The following is a 17,326-nucleotide window of genomic DNA, read 5'->3' on the forward strand; positions in this document are numbered from 1 at the left end:
GCCACGAAAGAATCATCTTCGAAGTCCAGCATCGGTATCGCGAAATACACCGAGGCAATCATGCTCCAGCACATGCGAAGCCATCCAAGCCAATCCGCCTGTCCGCGCATGCCTGACCTGTACGGCTACAGCGCCCTTATCCATCTGGGGCACGTGGCATCGCCCGAACGATTCGAGCTCGCCATCCGCGCGGTGGACAAGACCCGCCGGTTCTGGCCCGGAGAAATCCAGCTGGTCGTCGCCATCGAGGAAGGAAGGATGCAGCAGTGGCTGGACATGCCGGCCAACTGCATTTTCCACGCACCGGAAATTCTCCAGAATGTCATCGACGACTATCGCAGGTCGGGATCGCTGCTGATTCCCGACCAGAACGAGTCAGCCGGCAATGCAACCCTGCACGCCTTGGCAAGTGGCGTGCCCCTCGACGCATTGAATTTCCGTGCCCGCCACAAGAACGAAGTCCGGCCGCGGCATGGTGACGCCTTCCTCGGCGTCGGCCGGGCGCGCGATCGCTCGAATTGATCCGGGCATATCCGACGATTCTTCAGCGAAATCCTCGGGAAACCGGCCTATCCAGCCGCACCAGCCAGAGCCAGCCTCCTGAACAAGAGCTACGCACCGAGCCGCTGGACGCCGCCCAGCGCGAGCGGCCTTATTGGGCTACGACAGGCGCGCTGGCTTTCGCGCCCTGTGGCGTCCATTCGAAGTAAACCAGACCGATTGCATCGGGATTTGCGGGCTTGGAGCCCACGTCTACACTGGATACCAGCGCGATCGACGGCTGACCTTTGCGGGCAAAGGACTGGGCCTGCTTCTTGTCCGGCGAGCCTTTCAGCTTGCCCTTGGCCTTGTAGCCGGCCGCAACCAATGACTGGCTCGCGCTTTCGAAGGCTTCCTGGGCTGTTCCGTTCAACGTTTCCAGCGTTACACGTCGACGCACGGTGCCTTTCTTGTTCGTGAAGATCCGGTCGCTGCGCAAGTGGAACGGGAATTGCACCTGCAGTTCGCTTGGCAACGGCGAATAGAAGCTGGTTTGCGTGCATGGTTGCTCCGCCTGCACCTGCGGCTGGGCGTCCTGCGAAACAGCTTCTGGTGCAGCGTTCTGGCCGCAGCCGGCTACCAGGCAAACAGCAAGGAGTGCAGTCAATCTGGTCTTCATGAAAAGTCCACGATGGGCGTAGTTGGGGCCAGCCATTCTACAGAAGGGCTGCGCCCGGCATCGCATTGAAGCTGAATGCCATCTCGCCAGTATCAAGCCTTTCGACAGCCAGGTGTCCGGGGTCAGGCGAAAGCCAGCCCCATCCGCTTGCGCTCCCACTGCCAAGCGTGCCGGATGATCCTATCCAGATCCGCAAATTGCGGATTCCAGCCCAGCCGGTCGCGCGCATGCGACGCGTCGGCAACCAAATCCGGCGGATCGCCCGCCCGGCGCTCGGCCACCTGGACAGGGATGGCGTGCCCGGTCACGCGGCGCACAGCTTCGATTACCTCGCTCACCGAAAAGCCATTCCCGTTGCCGAGGTTGTAACGCGCACTTCCGGCGCCGGACAGCAGCTGCCTGAGCGCAAGCAGATGCGCGCTACACAAATCCTCGACATGAATGTAGTCACGGATGCAGGTGCCATCCGGGGTGTCGTAGTCGTTGCCATACACAGTGATGTGGGAGCGACGGCCCGAGGCGACCTGCAGGATCAACGGGATCAGGTGGGTTTCCGGCTCGTGGCATTCACCGAGTAGGCCGTCAGGATCCGCTCCGGCTGCATTGAAGTACCGTAATGCAATCGACTTCAGCCCGTAAGCTGTGTCGAAATCTTCCAGCATCTGCTCGACCATCCACTTGCTGCGTCCATAGGGATTGATCGGCAGCTTCGGATGGGCCTCGTCGATCGGCACATACTCCGGCTCGCCGAAGATGGCCGCCGTGGAAGAGAAGATGAACTTGTCCACGCCATGGCGATGCATGCCATCCAACAGCACCTGCGTTGCGGTGACATTGTTGCGGTAGTACTTGGCTGGATCGGCGACCGATTCGCCCACCTGGATGAAGCTGGCGAAGTGCATGATCGCATCAGGCTTCTCCATGCCGATCGCATGTTCGATGAATGTCGAGTCGCCGATATCTCCGACCAGCAAGCGCGCTCCACCAACGCTTTCGCGGTGCCCACCACTCAGGTCATCCACAACCACGACCTCGTGCCCGTCGCGCGCCAGCATTTTTACCATGTGGGAACCGATGTAACCGGCGCCTCCGACTACCATGATGGCCAATCAGGCATCTCCTTGAATCAGGTCTCACCCCGGAGGAGGACAAGGCCAATGCCCCATCCCAAGTTTGGGACATCATACCTGCGACACTTATGATTCCGCCTGCTACCCAGCACTTCTACGACCCACGTCCTTCCATGACTGAAGGCAGCATCAAGAAGTCGGACGACAGAAAGCTCGTAATGCCAAGACCTCCGTACACGACATTGTTACGGCGGCAGGTTTCTGAATGAGGGTACTGAAACATCAACTCAGAAGAACTCAACATGCCGAGAATATCAAGAAATGCAGTGATCTCTAAGAATGTCGTGATCCGGTACGAAGACCCGGTGGTAGTTACTGATGCCCTGAGGATTCGTTGCGGGTTCTACTTTGGCGCTTATTCCTACTTCAGGACGGGCGTAGTGCGCCGGTTGAAATCCATCGGAAGATATTCGTCCATCGGTCCGAACGTCATCATCGGGGAAACCGACCACCCGACGGACTGGTTGACCACCTCACCGCTTCCCCACAGCGCAACCTGGCGGGAGAAATACTTCCAGCTTCCCGGATCCGCGTACTCCGAACCGCTCTCCGACGCCGCCAAATCCCGCCTGCCCGCCCAGACGCCGGTCGTCATCGGCAACGATGTCTGGATCGGGGCGAATGTCGTCATCCGCTGCGGGGTCACGATCGGGGACGGCGCCATATGCGCCGCCGGCTCCATCGTGACCAAGGATGTGCCGCCCTACGCCATCGTCGGCGGGGTGCCTGCCAAGCTCATCCGCATGCGCTTCGATGAGGAACTGGTGGGCCGCCTGCTGCACGCGCAGTGGTGGAATTACGACGCCGTGGATCTCGACGGCTTGCCCTTCCACGATGTGGAAGCAGCCGTGGACGCGCTTCAGCTCCGAATCGACAATGGCCTGCAGCCACGAGAAAGGAGCTACAAACGATTCGCTCCATGATCCATGGAGCGGTGTTCCTGCAAAGCCCCCGGTTATCCGCCCTGGGGCCTGATGAGGTCGTCCAAGGTGTCGATCCGGCCGACATAGTTGTCGGCACGACCGGGCTGGAGCATTTCGCCCTTGAGGCTTTCGATCTGCGCCGGGCTCGCATACTGCTGCAGGCGTGAATCCAGCTCCAGCCCAAGGAGCATCTGGCGGATGTCGCGCATCAGCGATGCAAGCACCGGATCCTCGTCGTGTTCGTCGAGATACTTCGCAATGATGTTCGGCAAGGTAAAACTGCAGGCTAGTCCGTGCGGCACGCCGAAATGACTGGTCAGCGCATACGAAATCGAGTGCGCGATGGCAGTCCTGGTCTGGCTGATGGCCATGCCGGCAAGGAGGCTTGCCTGCTGCATGCGCGCCCGGGCCTGGAGATCGTGTGGACGTGCCAGGACCGCAGGCAGCGCGACCACTGCCCCGGTCAGGGCGCGCGTCGAAAACGCCTCGGAGAGGGGCGTCCGGTTGCGATTCCACAGGGACTCGAGCGCATGGGAAATTGCATCCAGCGCGGTGTAGAGCGTTTCCTGCGGCGGCAGCGACAGGGTCAGTTCCGGATCGACGACAGCGACCCGCGGATAGACGTCGTTGCCGGCAATGGAGTGTTTGCGGTGCTCACGCCCATCCCAGACCGTTGCGAACGGAGTGACTTCGGAGCCCGTGCCCGACGTGGTGGGAATCGCAACGACGGGTAACGTGGCGCTACGGCTGAACACCTGCCCATGACGCAACAGCGTGTCCAGCGGATCATCCATGCCGCTTGGCAGCGCAACCGCCAGCGCCTTCGCTGCATCGATCGCGCTGCCACCACCCAGGGCGAGAATCGTCACCGGCGTGTGCTGGCGCCACTCGCGAACAGCAGCATCCAGGTCGTCGATTTCCGGATTGGGCGTTACCCCCGCATACACTGCCACCCGGTCTGCACCGAGGACACGGACGATCTCGCTGGCCTGTCCCCGGCGCACGAACCCTTCGGTCGTGACCAGCAGGACCCGGCCGGCAGCCAGCGCATCAAGCTCCGCGAGTCGCTCAAAACTGCCGACCCCGAACTCGATCTGGACCGGATTGAAGTGGTGCCATGACACCTGGGCTACTCCTCGACTCGTGATGCCTTGGCCATGAAGGACTGCTTGTTCTGCTCGGGAGTGCTGGTGGGACGCCCCAAGTCGCTCCGCGAACCGATCGTGATGCGAACCTCCAGCAAGACGGGACCCTGCACATCGGCCATGCCAGCCCACTCGCGGGCAATGTCCTCGGGGCTCGCGGCAAGGTGGTAGGCCTCATAGCCGCAGGCCCTGGCGATGCCGCCAAAATCAATCCGGTCACCGACCGTCGGCTGGCCACCAACCGACTCATGCGCACCGTTGTTGAGCAGGACGTGGATCAGGTTCGCGGGCTTCTCCTGACCGATGATGGCCATCGCTCCCATGTGCATCAACGCCGACCCGTCGCCATCAATGCAGACGACACGACGACCAGTTGCGCCCTTGGCAACGCCAAGTGCAATGGACGCGGTATGGCCCATGCCACCAACGGTCAGGAAGTCCCCTTGCGGCTCCGAACGCGCCGAGCGCAGCTCATAGAGTTCGCGCGAGGTCTTGCCCGTCGTCGACACCACGAGGTCGTCCGCCCGCATCACGTCGAGCAGGTGCCCAAGCGCTTCCTCGCGCTTCATCGATGAAAGCGCATCCAGCTTGCGTCGGGTCTTGTAAGGCGCGAATGCGTCCTTGTGAACCAGGATCGCGGCAGGCGAGCCCTCGCGGGAGATTGCATCGAATGCAGTCTGCAGCACCTGCTCGACGTCCGACGATGCTTCCAGTTCGACATACGGGATCTCGAGGAGATCGAGTTGCCCCTTCGTGATCCTGCCCTGCTTCACATGCTGCGGTTCGTCGTGGACGCCGGGCTCGCCCCGCCAGCCGATCACCAGCAGCATCGGGATGCGATACACCTCGGGGTCGGCCAGCGATGCAAGCGGATTGACCATGTTGCCAAGACCCGAATTCTGCAGGTACACGAGGCTGGTCTGGCCGGTCGCCAGATGATGGCCGCAGGCGATGGCGACCGCATTGCCTTCGTTGGCCGCGATGATGTGCCGGCCTTCTTCCGCGTGGTCATCCACGTAAGCGCAAAAGCTGCTCAGCAGCGAATCCGGGACGCCGGTGTAGAGGCCGATGCCCCGAAGCTGGAGTGCGTCCAGCAATACCTTGGATTCGATCATGTCAGGTGGTTCCGGGAATGAGCTTCAGCACATCCTTGATGGGGAGAAGGTCGGCATCGGCCTCGGCGGAACGCTGGTGCGTCAGGATGGATGTCGCTGTCTTCACCATTGCCGGATAGGCGGCACGCAACAGGTGGTTGGCATAGATGACGATGTTCACGCCCGCCGCGGCCAGTTCGTCCTCGGTGATCGAGTTGTAGCTGGTCGGCACGACCACCAGTGTCTTCCTGTTCTCGAGCGCACGGTAGCGCCTGCAGAACTCGAGGACCTCCTCCGGCGACTTCTCCCGGCTGTGGATCATGATGCCGTCCGCACCGGCAGCCAGATAGGCCTTTGCCCGCTCCACCGCATCGTCGATGCCCTTCCCCAGGATCAGGCTCTCGATCCTGGCAATGATCATGAAGTCGTCGGTCGCCTGTGCGCGCTTGCCCTCCTTGATCTTGAGGCAGAAGTTCTCGATCGAATCCTGGGTCTGCGAAACATCATTGCCGAGCAGCGAATTCTTCTTCAGGCCGGTCTTGTCCTCGATGATGACCGCGGAAACACCCAGCCTTTCAAGCGTGCGCACGGTGAAGGTGAAGTGCTCCACCTTGCCGCCCGTATCGCCGTCATAGACGATTGGCTTGGTCGTGACCTCCAGCACTTCGTTCAGGGTCGTCATGCGCGCCGATACGTCGACCGCCTCGATATCCGGCTTGCCCTTCGCCGTGGAGTCGGTGAGGCTGCTCCCCCACATGCCGTCGAACTCGCGCGCCTTTCCGTCTTCGGTCTGGATGCGGACATTCTCGATGATCAGTCCCGAGAGGCCGTTGTGGATATCCAGCAGCCGCACAAGCGGCTTGGCGTGCAGCATGCGACGAAGCGATTTCAGGCGGATGTCCGGCGTAGTACCTACTTCCCGCAGCGCGGAATTCAACCCGGTGGAAGAAATGCCCTGCGTGTATTCCACTTCCACCAACTTGCCGCCCCACTCGGACAGGGCTTCGATCACTTTCTGGCGCGTCTGACGCTGCACGCCTTCCCGCCAATCGTCGCCATGCACGACGAAATCGGGGCGCAAGCGCTGCAGGTTGGGCACGTAATCGAGCGTGGCCTGGGGGACGACCTCCACTACTCCCTTGATTGCCTCGATTACTTCCCTGCGTTGCTCGAAACTCATGAAAGGCACTCGCTTGTAACTCGCGATCGCCTCATCTGTCAGCAGCCCAATCGTGACTTCTCCCAACTCCGCGCCCCTGCGAATGATATTCAGGTGCCCCGGATGGATGAGATCGGCGCTCATGCCGATATAAACTCGCTTTGACATCTATTTCTCCAAATTGTAGATGTTGTCCGGGAATGACTCTTCGATCTTCCGGATTATTCCCTGATCGTGGAATGATCTGTAAATTCCTATATTCTTTTCCGACTTTCTCGGATCGAACGAGCCACCGTCGATACCGCCAGTCGTGGCGAGATTGAGTCTCTCAACTACCTGCTCGCGAACATTCCGATTCAACACGAAGTCCTCGAAGCGCACATCGATGACCCGATCCGCCAGATCCAACTCGGCAATCGCCGCGGCGTGGTGAGCGTATCGTCTTCGGGTATCCGCGATGAAGGCATCCACAGACGGCAGGTCGGCCCGCGGGCGCTCATAGTACTGCGCAACGTACTGATCGCGCGGATCTCTGCTCACGGTCACCGAAACCGCATCGGAGAACAACGCAAGCTGCCTCACGTGGAACGCGAATATGCTGTTGTTCAGCAGGACTGTTGCATCGGGCGTTGAGGCCAGGCCTGCAATGGCTTCATTGGCAAATTCCCGCAATGCGACCAGGACGCACGTAGTGTGATCGGTTCCGGCGCGCCCGGCCTGCCTGATCCCATCAACCAATGCCGCACCCGCGGCAAGCAAGCCCTCGATGGAGCCCCCTCCATCGACCTGCGCCTTGAACAAGCTCTTGTTTCGATTGACCTGGATCTTTCTCAAGTCGACGAGGAGACCGGAAATAGGAGCCATGAAGAGGTACATCAACTGCGAGCGCCCTATAGTGCCGACTGGCGCATCCAGCAATCCTGTAAGCGTGTTCATATGGTGGAACAAACCGACTTCGCGCCCTCCGACAGCGATTTCGACTCCCGGATAGCCGGCCAGCATCGCCGTCACGGCCCCGGAACCGGACCAGAGAAATCCCGACGTGAATATGATCTTCGGCTTGGCGCCCGTCATGCTGCGCGGCTGGCGCAGCATCCGGTAATTGGCAAAGCGTGGACCTGGAGGTGCGGGCGACACCTCCGGATACGCACAGATGGCATCGTAGGCGCTTGTAAGCAGATCCCGAACGCGACCATCCTTCCGATAAGGGAGGCGGGAGTCCGCCAGGGCCGCCGAGATCGTACTGGCCGCAACGCCAGGATCCGCCTGCAACGTGGCCATCTCGACTACGTCCTTGGCCAGGGAAATCGATCTCCCGATCGATAGTCTTGCATCGATCTGGCCGCGCTTGGTCTCCAGCTCCCTGGTGTTCGGGAAACGATCGGAAATCGCGTTGAAATGCCGTACCGCGTCATCCAGATTCGACATGGCCTGACATGCGGCGCCCAAACCAAAGTTGCTTTCGTCCGAGATATCCGTTGCCATCTCGCGCACGCTGGCCCAGCATTTCATGGCGCCGGCAGAATCACGCTGCCTTTCCGCGAGCCTGGCAAGCATACGCGCCGCCTCCAGAGCGAAAATGCCTTCGCCTTCCATCCCGGACAACTCCCGCTGCACGCTCGCAATTCGGGAACGGTAGGCACCAAGCTCGGCCTCGTCCTCGGGCTCTGGGGTTTCCAGCAACCGGCCGGCTTCCTCAAGCAGCCGAAGCAACCCGTCATGCTGCGATTGAATTTCGATGGAACGAATCGACATTTCCACTCCAGAAGAACGCCAGCCCCGCCGCAGGGCCGGACCCAACTTAGATAATGGTCCGCCGGCCCTGAGGCAGATCAAGACCGTACAATGTCATGTTGATCAACATGACGGTCGAATTGATCGTCGCCGGCCCGACATCGGGATGCTTCTTGATCCGCGGGTTATCCGAATCGAAAAAAGATACTGCCCCGCCAAAGCCCCCGCCGACGATATCGTTTATGTAAGGATACTGGGGCGAGCGGCGCGAGTAGACAACTGCCACCCGCGACGGATCCCGGTCACGGCGCAAAGCCAGCTCATTGAACCTGTCCTGTTTCCTCTGCGGGTGGACCCAACGGGTGAAATGGAGATCATTATACTTCTCGACATAATGATCATCCGAAACAATCGGATCGACGACAACCGCATTATAGCCCCCGAGAATTGCGTGATACAGCGCCCCCGTACCTCCTTTTGAAACACCGTAGAAAGTGGTGCGGACACGGTCCATCCCATGCCGATCCACGATCCGCCTGATCAGTGCTTGAATATTGCGCTCATTATCTGGCAGGTGATTCGTGTCGAGGTAGAAAGCGCCGAGAACGCCGCCGATATCGGCAATACGCAAGACGGCCGTATCTTCTGGCACGTACTTGTTGATGCTTTTGAAATTCTGCTCGAAGTATCTATTGAGACTTGCGTTGTACATGCTCGCCGCGATCGACGAAAAAACAACCAGCAACTTCGGATCACCGCTCTTCAGTGGCGCTGGAGTAAATGTATAAACAATCCCGTTCTCGTCGATCTCGTAAGTCCGGGTGACAACTTTGTTCCACAGCGTCCTGATTCGACCATGACGGACATACGAGGAGACCCCGTCCCTCAACGCATACAGATGAAATCCATGGGTGCCGAGCCTGGCGATGACATGACGGAGTGAGTCGTTCTTCCTCGCAATATGAAGCAGGTTCTCCGATGCGACCGGATGTTCCTTGTGCGATATATGAATGAACTCCAATGCCGGACTGGCGAGGAAATCGTCGCTCAACACTCCCGAGATTTCCGAGAGCTCAAGCCTGGCCACCTTGTCACTCATGCAATCATTCTCCAATTCCCAGGACGACTCCCGAGAACATGCGCCGGGCGCTGGCCTGATATGCCTCGGAATCGAAGGGTTTCGGCGCAATGTGGCCACGGATGAACGCTAGCATCCCGTCGCTCAACCCTTCACTGCTGTTGTCGACAAGGCACCCATGTCCGCCCTTCAGAACCCCACGGTTTCCGTCGATGTCCGTGGCAACGATCGGCTTGCCAAGGACCATCGCTTCCAGCAGCACCATGGGCTGTCCCTCGTGATTGGACGAAAGCACGAAACAATCGCTGCAACGCAGAATCGGAAACGGGTTGCTGTGCTGGCCAGCCAGCAACACAACATCCTGCATCTCCATGGATGAGACCTTGACTTCGAGCTCGTGCCTGAGCGGCCCGTCGCCCACGATCAGAAGTCGCGCATCCCGGAACTCGCGGTGAACCCTTGCGAACGCATCGATCAGCTTCGAATGATCCTTTTCCGGTGACAAGCGGCCCATCGTGACGAATGTCATCCCGGTAAACCACTCCTTCAGCTCCGCAGCGGGTTCGTGAAGTGCGAGAGCCCTGATCGACTCCACATCGATGGAGTTCATGCAAGCAACGAACTTGCTCGCCGGAATCTCGAAGCTTTCGGATAGTGCCGCACAGTTTGTTCGCGACATGTCTTCGGATACCGAAACCAGCGCATCATAGTTCCTGTAAAGCGGAAATATCGATGACAGGTAGGGGAGCCTGACGGCTTGTTCGCTGCGCATGTCGTTATGCAGATAGGTCACGCGCCTGCGGCCCGCGGGAGCGAATGCCAAAGCCTGCATCCAGAACGAACTGTAACCTTCGAAGTTCACCAGCACGTCGAACCTTGCGTCCGAGAACACGCGCTCATATTCTCGTCGATAGGCAGCCGCAAGGATCGCCTTCATCTCCGGCGCTTCGATTTCATGAAGCGCACCAAAGCGACGCAGCAGCCAGCTCTCCTCCGGATCCAGCGACATCCTGCCAACCCGCCCGACGACCTGGACATCGCCGGGCAAACTCGAGAATTTCTCCCTTCGCAATTCATCGGCTGCGATCAATCCGGGGTCCGCAGCGATCGAGACGCGATAGTTCTTCGAAAGCGACAGTTCCTTCATCAGATTGAGGAAGGAGGAGGTGATTCCATTCGGTATGAACTGGCCTTCGTAGAACAATATGGACGGCCGGCCGTCGACGCCTGTCGGGACCGCAGATGACATGTTGTCATGGAAGAAGAACTCAATCGCACGAGAAGTCGCCCTTCCATCCTCGTGAGAACAGAACTGCTGCCGCGCCTTGATATAACGTTCACTCTTTCCGTCGGGAGAAAGCAGTTCGCGAGCGAGCGTCTCGGCGAGATCCTCGGCGGTGCGGCAGATGGTTCCCGGCATTTCCTCGAGCTTGAAGTAGAGGCCGCGCTCTTTCTCGTACTCCTCCGCATCATATGCATAGCAGATAACAGGACGCTCGGCGGGGAGAAAATCAAAGAGAATGCTTGAGTAATCCGTCACCAGGATATCTGTTATCGCAAGGAGTTCACTTGTGTCTACCGCCTGGGAAGCGATGGTCGCGGGAAGATCCATGCATGAAACGGCATTCTCGATCAGTTGATGGCCTCGGAACACCAACTGGCACGGCAACCGAGACATTGCTTCCAGGTCTGCCGCCAAACGATCAGCGTCGAATCCTGCCCCCCCATGCAGTCCGCGCCATGTCGGCGCATAGAGGACGACCGGCGCACTGTCATCCAGACCAAGGCGTCGCTTCAGAGCCTCTTTCGCGGCAACATCCATCCGCAACATTCGATCAATGCGCGGGTAGCCCGTCTCCGCGAGTTTGGCATTGCAGATCCCGGCAATGTCGTATCCCTCAAGGAGGACGTTGCTGGTATGCCTGTTCGGGCTGATCAGGTGTGTCGCGTGCAACAGGTTCCGCGCGATATTCGAGTGTGAAAGGAACTCAGCCGGCATGTGCTTGCCGAGTCCTTTCAGCGGCGTGCCATGCCAGGTATTGAGATACTTCTGCTCGGGCCTCCGTACGAACCAGTAAGGAAACGTTACATCGTTGATCAGATACTCAGCAGTAGCCAGATAGCGCCTGTACAGATCGCTTTGGCGACTGACGAGAACGACATCTTTGCGGCCCCTGATGTGCGCCGGAACCGAGCTCTTGTCCTTGAGCGCCCATACATGCCTCCAGCCGGCGAAATCCGGCCGATCGAGAAGCTCCATGAAGATCGCATATGGATTGCTCCCCATGGACGAACCATTGAAGCTTTCGTAGACGATGGTCCTTCGCTGGACTGGCAGGGTCTGGACATACTCACGATATGCTGCCAGTGCCGTCTGTTCCGCATTCTTCTCAAAAGCCGAGATATCCACACCATAGGGGCGCTTGAGAATCCGCATCTCGCGAAAGGCCGCGCATGCCTCCTCCCCTCTTCCCATCTGGAAGAGGGCGAAGCCGAGCCGGCAGTACCAGGCCGGTCTGTGCTTGTCGCTCCTCGCCGTGGCTTCCGCGTACGACGCGGCTGCCAGTTCCCAGTTCTCTGCGTGTTCGTGCTGTTCACCAAGCGCGTAGTGTGCATCTGCATTGGTCCGGTCCGCGACGAGAACCTCCTCAATCAATCGAGGCCGCGAGAACCGTGCAAGATACTCGACCCCGGGAGATAGCGACCCGGCATCGATTCCGGTGCCGGCCCCCTCCAGCGCAGGCAGCCCAAGGCGCGGCCATCGAGCCTGGGCACTTGCAAGGTATGCCTGACACGCCAGCGCAAACTTTCCTGCCTTGTGGAGAACATAGCCTTGCCGGTAATTCCAGTACGGCATTGGCTTGGGGCTCAATGCGATTGCGGCGCCATACGCGTCAGCCGCCTCCTCCATGTTGCCGATGCGCTCGAGCACGAATCCAAGTCGGTAATGCCAATAGGGCACGCTGTGATCGAGCGCAATTGCTTCCTCGTAGCATCCCACCGCCTTCACCCACTCGTAGCAGCGGTCGTGTGCCATTCCCTCGCGGAACCTCAGGCCCGCCTTCAAGGGCCTTGCTTTCGCTGCCTTCTGGTATGCGCGGGCCGCATCCTTCCAGTAGCCCCGTGCCTGGTGCAGCACACCGATCCCAAAAGTCCCTGCATCACCGCCGATACTCAGGCTGATTGCCCTTTCATAGGCATCGTCGGCAAGTGTCTGCCTTCCCGATTTCTCGTGCGCATGCCCAAGCCGATACCAGGACTCTCTCCTCGTCGGTTCAAGATCAGCAGCCCGCTGATACGCATCTGCTGCCACATCAAACCTGTGCATTTTCTCCTGCGCTTCGCCCAGCCTGTGGAACCAGTCCGCATGCAAAGGGTCCAGCGTCGTCGCGATCAGTAGAGATTCGACTACCTGCCACCACTTTCCCTGCTGTGCCAGCACATGGGCAAGCCGACTGTGGTTGCGCGCGAAATCCCATCGCAGTCCGGCAACCTCGCGAAATGCAGCCTCCGCCGCTGGCCAGCACTTCAACCTGACCAGAACATGCCCTGCGCGTTGATATGTCTCCACATCGAGTCCGCTCGCAGTCACCAGTTGCTGCGCTATCGAACTCATCTCCTGCCTGTCCTGCGCGCTCGACTTGCCCACTGCTCGCCGCTGCGGACCGGAAGCGTGCCCAGCCTCCAGAAAATGGGCGAGCGGATTTCCCCCACTCCCATTTCGCGCCATATGAACGAGCCAGTACCACGCGGTGTCGAACCCAGAACTCGGATTGCGCAACTCTTTCCATCCGAACTCGCAGAAATGCCTGAGCGGGTTCATTGCGGACGCCGCAACGTCCGGATAAGTCTTTCGGTAATAAGCCGTGTCGAACCATTCGGAGGCCCTTCTTCCTTCATTGGCTCCACGCTCGATGTAATCTTCAAGCGGATCCAATGCGGCTCTCGCGACATCGGGGTACTCTCGAAGATAGTACTGGTCGTCGAACAATCCGGACGCCTTCAGTACGTCGTAGTCCCGCCCCCTCTTTTTCCGACCATCGTCATCAATGGGGTTCTGCATGCGATGCAACAGCGGATTTACTGCACCCATCTGATCGGCCATATGCTCCTTCGCATATCGCGCCGTGTCGAACTTCGGCGACGGATTTCGCCATTCCTTCCATCCATACTCATGGAAATGCTGGAGCGGATTCATGCCGGACGATGCGACATCCGGGTATTCCGCGAGATAGAAACTGGTGTCGAACCACACCGAAGGATTACGGCCCTCACGAACGCCGTGCATGATGTAATGCTCGACGGGATCCATGCCGCTTGCTGCGACATCTGGATACATTTGCATGTATGCATGGCGGTCAAACAAACCGGAGTCGCGAATGATTTCGATCTCGCGGCTGAAATCCCCGAGTTCCACCTTCTTCCCGAGCAAACTCCTCGTTCGACGAATCAGCCCACTGAAGGGATCAGGACCTTTCATTAGCTGCATCCTTCACAACAACTGAAAGAGACCGCTTGATCTCCGTGGTCGAAATATCCTCTGTCCGGGGCAGGTAATGGACGCGGCAAAATTCGGAAAGGAAGTCGAACTTGCCCTCCCAGTCGTGCCCCATGACGAAGATGTCGGCACCATACTTCTTGATGTCGCCGATCTTCTGTTCCCAGTTGTGCTCCGGGAACACTTCGTCGACCCACCGGATCGATTCGAGTACGGCCTTCCTGTTCTCGTAATTGAGCAGGGACGACTTGTGCTTTCCCTGATTGAACTCATCCGATGACAAACCCACAACCAGCCGGTCACCCAGTTCGCGCGCGCGGCGCAACAGATTGATGTGGCCGACGTGCAGGATGTCGAAGGTACCGTAGGTGATGACTGTTTTCTTCATGCCTGAAATCCATTGTTGATGAGCGGCTTTCCCATTCCGCTGCAATCCGTAAGTTGCTTGACTCGCGCAGCCACGCGCGCAGAACTTTGGTCATCGACATGGTCGAAGAACAATTGACGCTTCCACTCCAGGCGAGCCAACTCCATTTCGGATGGCGGCTCGAAAAGCCCCCCCAATGCATCCCGGAGCTCCGCGAACGTACGGCACACCGGCCCCGGGAACACGAAATCCAGGTCGTAGAAGGCACCTCGCTCGATACCCAGGTAGCTGTCGTAGTCGTAGGCGAAGCTGATCGCCGGCTTTCCGGTCAGCATGTAATCGATGAAGCTGCTGGAGTAGTCCGTGATCAGCGCCGAGGACATCCGGTACAGGATCTCGACATTCGGGAACGCGTCGTCCGACAGATCCAGGTTGCCCAACCCTGCCAGTTGCTGGCCGTACACGCGCGCGCTGTCCGCCATGTGTTCGCGCATGCCGAGGACGGCGTTATTGCGTCGCAGCCAGTCGCGAAGGAACCCGATCTCTTTTTCCGAGAACCGGTAGTACGCGTCTTCCTGTGCGTTTCGGAACGTCGGCATGAAAAGCACCAGGCGCCTGCCCTCCAGCACGGCCCCGAGACGGGCTGCCTGCTGCCGCATGTCCGCAGGCAGCAGTTCGGCGCTCCGGAGGATGAAATCGTTGCGCGGCAACCCCGTATTCCACACCTGCGCATACGACAATGGATAGAACGCGGCGGACATCGCCAGTGTGTCGACCCTGGATGAGCTGATGACGGCGCGGCACTTGGCATGTTCGGCAGCGATCCCGCCCAGCCGGCTTTGCATGTCTGCGGACACATAGCCGATCCGCTTGAACGGGATGCCATGCCACAGGTTGATGATGTTGTGCAGATCGGAAGCAACCGGATAGACGAGATTCCGGGTCGGGCTGTGCTTGATGAAAATGTTGCCGGCACGCATCAGCCGATGCTGGCCAAGCGGGCTTTCCAGCGGCAGCACTTCCACGTTGGTGCCGTCCACTTCCACGGACTTGTCCCGGGTCAGGACGATCTTGTGGATCAGCGGATCGTCCTTGACCTGCTCGAAGACCGCGCGCTCGTTGCCGGAGAACACGCTGGTGAATGCGCAAACGGGGAATGCCCACCAGTTCCCGTGCTTCGGGCTGGATTGATCGGCGGCAAGGAAGGACTCGTTGTCGAGCAGCTCGGCCGGAGGTGGCGCATCGTCGACCAGCCGTTCGCTGCCGATATGCAGGTTGCGATAAAGCCGTTCGGGATCGACCACGCGATCCAGGTTCTGCTGGATGACCGCGACATCCGCCGCCGGAATCTTCTGCCGGATCCGCTCGGACCAGCTATGCAAGCCCGGGACGGCGTAATGGTTTTCCGAAAGGAAATAACGCTTGAGCAGCGGGAATCCTTCGTCCAGCAGGCGGAAGTACCAATTGCTGAAGATCGGATGGAACGGGTACAGCGAACCGACGAAAGTGTCGAAGGCGTATCCGCGCGCGATCAGGTGGCGGGTGAAGCCCACCTCGTATTTCAGCACCAGGTTCTTCTTCGATGCCTGCCATGCGACCGAGTCGACCAGGCGACGAAACTCGGGATCATCGATCACCGGGCGCCGGTAGGCGACGAAGTAGGAACCCACGTGGAAGTCGTACTGGTAGTCGCGCTCGAAGTTCTGCAGCAGCGAATTGCGCACCGCATCCATCGGAATCGGCTGCCTGAAACGATTTGAGGGGTTGCGGCGGGTCGCCACGATGCCCTTGGTCGCCTGCAATCCCCACCAGTCACACGCCTTGCCGTCCATCCGCGCGAACACGTCGTCCAGGCCTCTGAGCAGGTAGCAACTGTCATTGACAAGCAGGAGTTCGTCGTACTGCGCGATGGCGTCCCAGCCCACCTTGCCGCCCAGCTGCGAATACGAGCCGAAATCGTACTGGCCGTGGCGCTGCGCCCAGGCGCCCCGGGTGTACGGCGCCAGCTTGTCGAGTTCGCCGGGCTGCATGTCGCTGTCGGCCAGGTAGTAGACATCGGCATGCCGGCTCAATTCGCGTACGTAGGCAACGACATAGTCATCGACGATGCCGTCGCGATCGTATCCGGCGAACAGGCAGAGCCGCTTCACCGGCAGGCCAGCCGCATGGCGGTGTCCGCTTCCCGCAAGTTGCGATATGCGTTCGGGCGGACGGGTATCGAGTCCCAGGGAACGCCCGATCGACTGGTAGTGGCCGAGCGGGTTGGGGCCTTCCACCGCCGGGTCCAGGTGCGTGGACCAGTACCACCACACATCGAATCCGCGGCTCGGATTGCGCAGCTCCCTCCAGCCGGTCGTGCAGAAATGCACGAGCGGGTTCATGTCGAGCCGCGCGATGTCCGGATTGTTCTTCAAGTAATAGCGGGTGTCGAACATCGGCGACGGATTGCGACCTTCCCTGGCGCCATCACGGAGGTAGTGCGCAACCGGATCGGTCCCGGTTTCAGCCACGTCCGGGTACTGCTCGAGGTAATAGGCGGAATCAAACACGCCCGACTCGCGGATGAGGTCGGCATCCAGATCCCTGACGGGCTGGATTTCCAGCCCCATCGCACGACCGGCGGTCAGGTAATGCACCAGTGGATTGACCTGGCCATCGGCATGGGCCAGGTGTGTTTCCGCATACCAGTCCACGTCGAAATCGGCACTGGGGTGCCGGGACTCCCGCCAGCCGAATTCGCAGAAATGGACCAGCGGATTGAGTCCCGCTGCGGCCACGTCCGGATTGCTTGCCAAGTAGTAGGCGCTATCGAACAGCTCGCAGGGATTGCGCCCCTCCACCGCTCCGGTCTCGATGTAGTGAACGACGGGATCCAGGCCGGCAGCGGCGATATCCGGGTATCGCCGCAGGTATCCCGCGCGGTCGAAGATGCCCGTCGATTCGATGGCGACGACATCGGGGGCATAGCCACGCGCACCGAGGCGCCGGCCCAGTTTTCCCGCGACCCTCCTGATCAGCAGCTTCGGATCCATGCCGTTT

The 17,326-nt window shown here is 59.7% G+C and carries 12 protein-coding genes; 2 read left to right on the forward strand and 10 right to left on the reverse strand.

Annotated elements, in window-relative coordinates:
- The first annotated feature begins 108 nt into the window (after positions 1-108).
- Positions 109-522, forward strand: a complete 414-nt coding sequence (locus ACTJIL_RS12530) for a hypothetical protein (RefSeq protein ID WP_440755957.1) — start codon at positions 109-111, stop codon at positions 520-522.
- 130 nt (positions 523-652) lie between these two features.
- On the opposite strand, the gene ACTJIL_RS12535 is transcribed toward ACTJIL_RS12530, so the two are convergent.
- Both ACTJIL_RS12535 and galE read right to left on the reverse strand, forming a co-directional pair.
- Positions 653-1,159, reverse strand: a complete 507-nt coding sequence (locus ACTJIL_RS12535) for a hypothetical protein (RefSeq protein WP_440755958.1) — start codon at positions 1,157-1,159, stop codon at positions 653-655.
- A 122-nt stretch (positions 1,160-1,281) separates the two neighbouring features.
- Positions 1,282-2,259, reverse strand: coding sequence for a UDP-glucose 4-epimerase GalE (galE, locus tag ACTJIL_RS12540; RefSeq protein WP_440756615.1), 978 nt, complete (start codon positions 2,257-2,259; stop codon positions 1,282-1,284).
- Positions 2,260-2,669: 410 nt separating this feature from the next.
- Between galE and ACTJIL_RS12545 the strand changes: the two genes are divergently transcribed.
- Positions 2,670-3,212, forward strand: a complete 543-nt coding sequence (locus ACTJIL_RS12545; protein WP_440755959.1) for a CatB-related O-acetyltransferase — start codon at positions 2,670-2,672, stop codon at positions 3,210-3,212.
- 32 nt (positions 3,213-3,244) lie between these two features.
- On the opposite strand, the gene ACTJIL_RS12550 is transcribed toward ACTJIL_RS12545, so the two are convergent.
- From ACTJIL_RS12550 to ACTJIL_RS12585, 8 genes are read right to left on the reverse strand one after another with little or no spacing between them, the layout of a single operon-like run.
- Entirely contained in the window at positions 3,245-4,336 is a 1,092-nt protein-coding gene (locus tag ACTJIL_RS12550; protein ID WP_440755960.1) for a phosphonoacetaldehyde reductase, read from the reverse strand.
- A gap of 5 nt (positions 4,337-4,341) precedes the next feature.
- Positions 4,342-5,472, reverse strand: a complete 1,131-nt coding sequence (gene aepY, locus ACTJIL_RS12555; protein WP_440755961.1) for a phosphonopyruvate decarboxylase — start codon at positions 5,470-5,472, stop codon at positions 4,342-4,344.
- Between the two features lies 1 nt (position 5,473).
- Complete coding sequence (aepX, locus tag ACTJIL_RS12560) at positions 5,474-6,778, reverse strand: phosphoenolpyruvate mutase (RefSeq protein ID WP_440755962.1); 1,305 nt, start codon at positions 6,776-6,778, stop codon at positions 5,474-5,476.
- Positions 6,779-8,365 carry a hypothetical protein gene (locus ACTJIL_RS12565; protein WP_440755963.1) on the reverse strand — a complete coding sequence of 529 codons (1,587 nt, stop codon included), beginning with the start codon at positions 8,363-8,365 and terminating at the stop codon, positions 6,779-6,781. It lies immediately after the preceding gene.
- Between the two features lie 46 nt (positions 8,366-8,411).
- Positions 8,412-9,443 (reverse strand): XcbB/CpsF family capsular polysaccharide biosynthesis protein, encoded by a 1,032-nt coding sequence (locus tag ACTJIL_RS12570; protein WP_440755964.1) that lies wholly within the window; start codon positions 9,441-9,443, stop codon positions 8,412-8,414.
- Positions 9,444-9,447: 4 nt separating this feature from the next.
- Positions 9,448-13,902: a CDP-glycerol glycerophosphotransferase family protein gene (locus ACTJIL_RS12575; protein ID WP_440755965.1), complete on the reverse strand. Its 4,455-nt coding sequence runs from the start codon at positions 13,900-13,902 to the stop codon at positions 9,448-9,450.
- Complete coding sequence (gene tagD, locus ACTJIL_RS12580) at positions 13,889-14,308, reverse strand: glycerol-3-phosphate cytidylyltransferase (RefSeq protein WP_440755966.1); 420 nt, start codon at positions 14,306-14,308, stop codon at positions 13,889-13,891. The genes ACTJIL_RS12575 and tagD overlap by 14 nt, the downstream gene beginning before the upstream one ends.
- The gene (locus tag ACTJIL_RS12585) at positions 14,305-17,319 is read right to left on the reverse strand and encodes a CDP-glycerol glycerophosphotransferase family protein (protein ID WP_440755967.1); all 3,015 of its coding nucleotides are present in this window, start codon (positions 17,317-17,319) and stop codon (positions 14,305-14,307) included. The genes tagD and ACTJIL_RS12585 overlap by 4 nt, the downstream gene beginning before the upstream one ends.
- Positions 17,320-17,326: the final 7 nt, after the last annotated feature.

Source organism: Luteimonas sp. 22616 (assembly GCF_052044325.1).
Taxonomy (GTDB): domain Bacteria; phylum Pseudomonadota; class Gammaproteobacteria; order Xanthomonadales; family Xanthomonadaceae; genus Luteimonas.

Coding starts and splice junctions, on each gene's coding strand:
- ACTJIL_RS12530 (WP_440755957.1), top strand. CDS start 109: ATGCCTGACCTGTACGGCTACAGCGCCCTTATCCATCTGGGGCACGTG.
- ACTJIL_RS12535 (WP_440755958.1), bottom strand. CDS start 1,159: ATGAAGACCAGATTGACTGCACTCCTTGCTGTTTGCCTGGTAGCCGGC.
- galE (WP_440756615.1), bottom strand. CDS start 2,259: ATGGTAGTCGGAGGCGCCGGTTACATCGGTTCCCACATGGTAAAAATG.
- aepY (WP_440755961.1), bottom strand. CDS start 5,472: ATGATCGAATCCAAGGTATTGCTGGACGCACTCCAGCTTCGGGGCATC.
- aepX (WP_440755962.1), bottom strand. CDS start 6,778: ATGTCAAAGCGAGTTTATATCGGCATGAGCGCCGATCTCATCCATCCG.
- ACTJIL_RS12565 (WP_440755963.1), bottom strand. CDS start 8,365: ATGTCGATTCGTTCCATCGAAATTCAATCGCAGCATGACGGGTTGCTT.
- ACTJIL_RS12570 (WP_440755964.1), bottom strand. CDS start 9,443: ATGAGTGACAAGGTGGCCAGGCTTGAGCTCTCGGAAATCTCGGGAGTG.
- ACTJIL_RS12575 (WP_440755965.1), bottom strand. CDS start 13,902: ATGAAAGGTCCTGATCCCTTCAGTGGGCTGATTCGTCGAACGAGGAGT.
- tagD (WP_440755966.1), bottom strand. CDS start 14,308: ATGAAGAAAACAGTCATCACCTACGGTACCTTCGACATCCTGCACGTC.
- ACTJIL_RS12585 (WP_440755967.1), bottom strand. CDS start 17,319: ATGGATCCGAAGCTGCTGATCAGGAGGGTCGCGGGAAAACTGGGCCGG.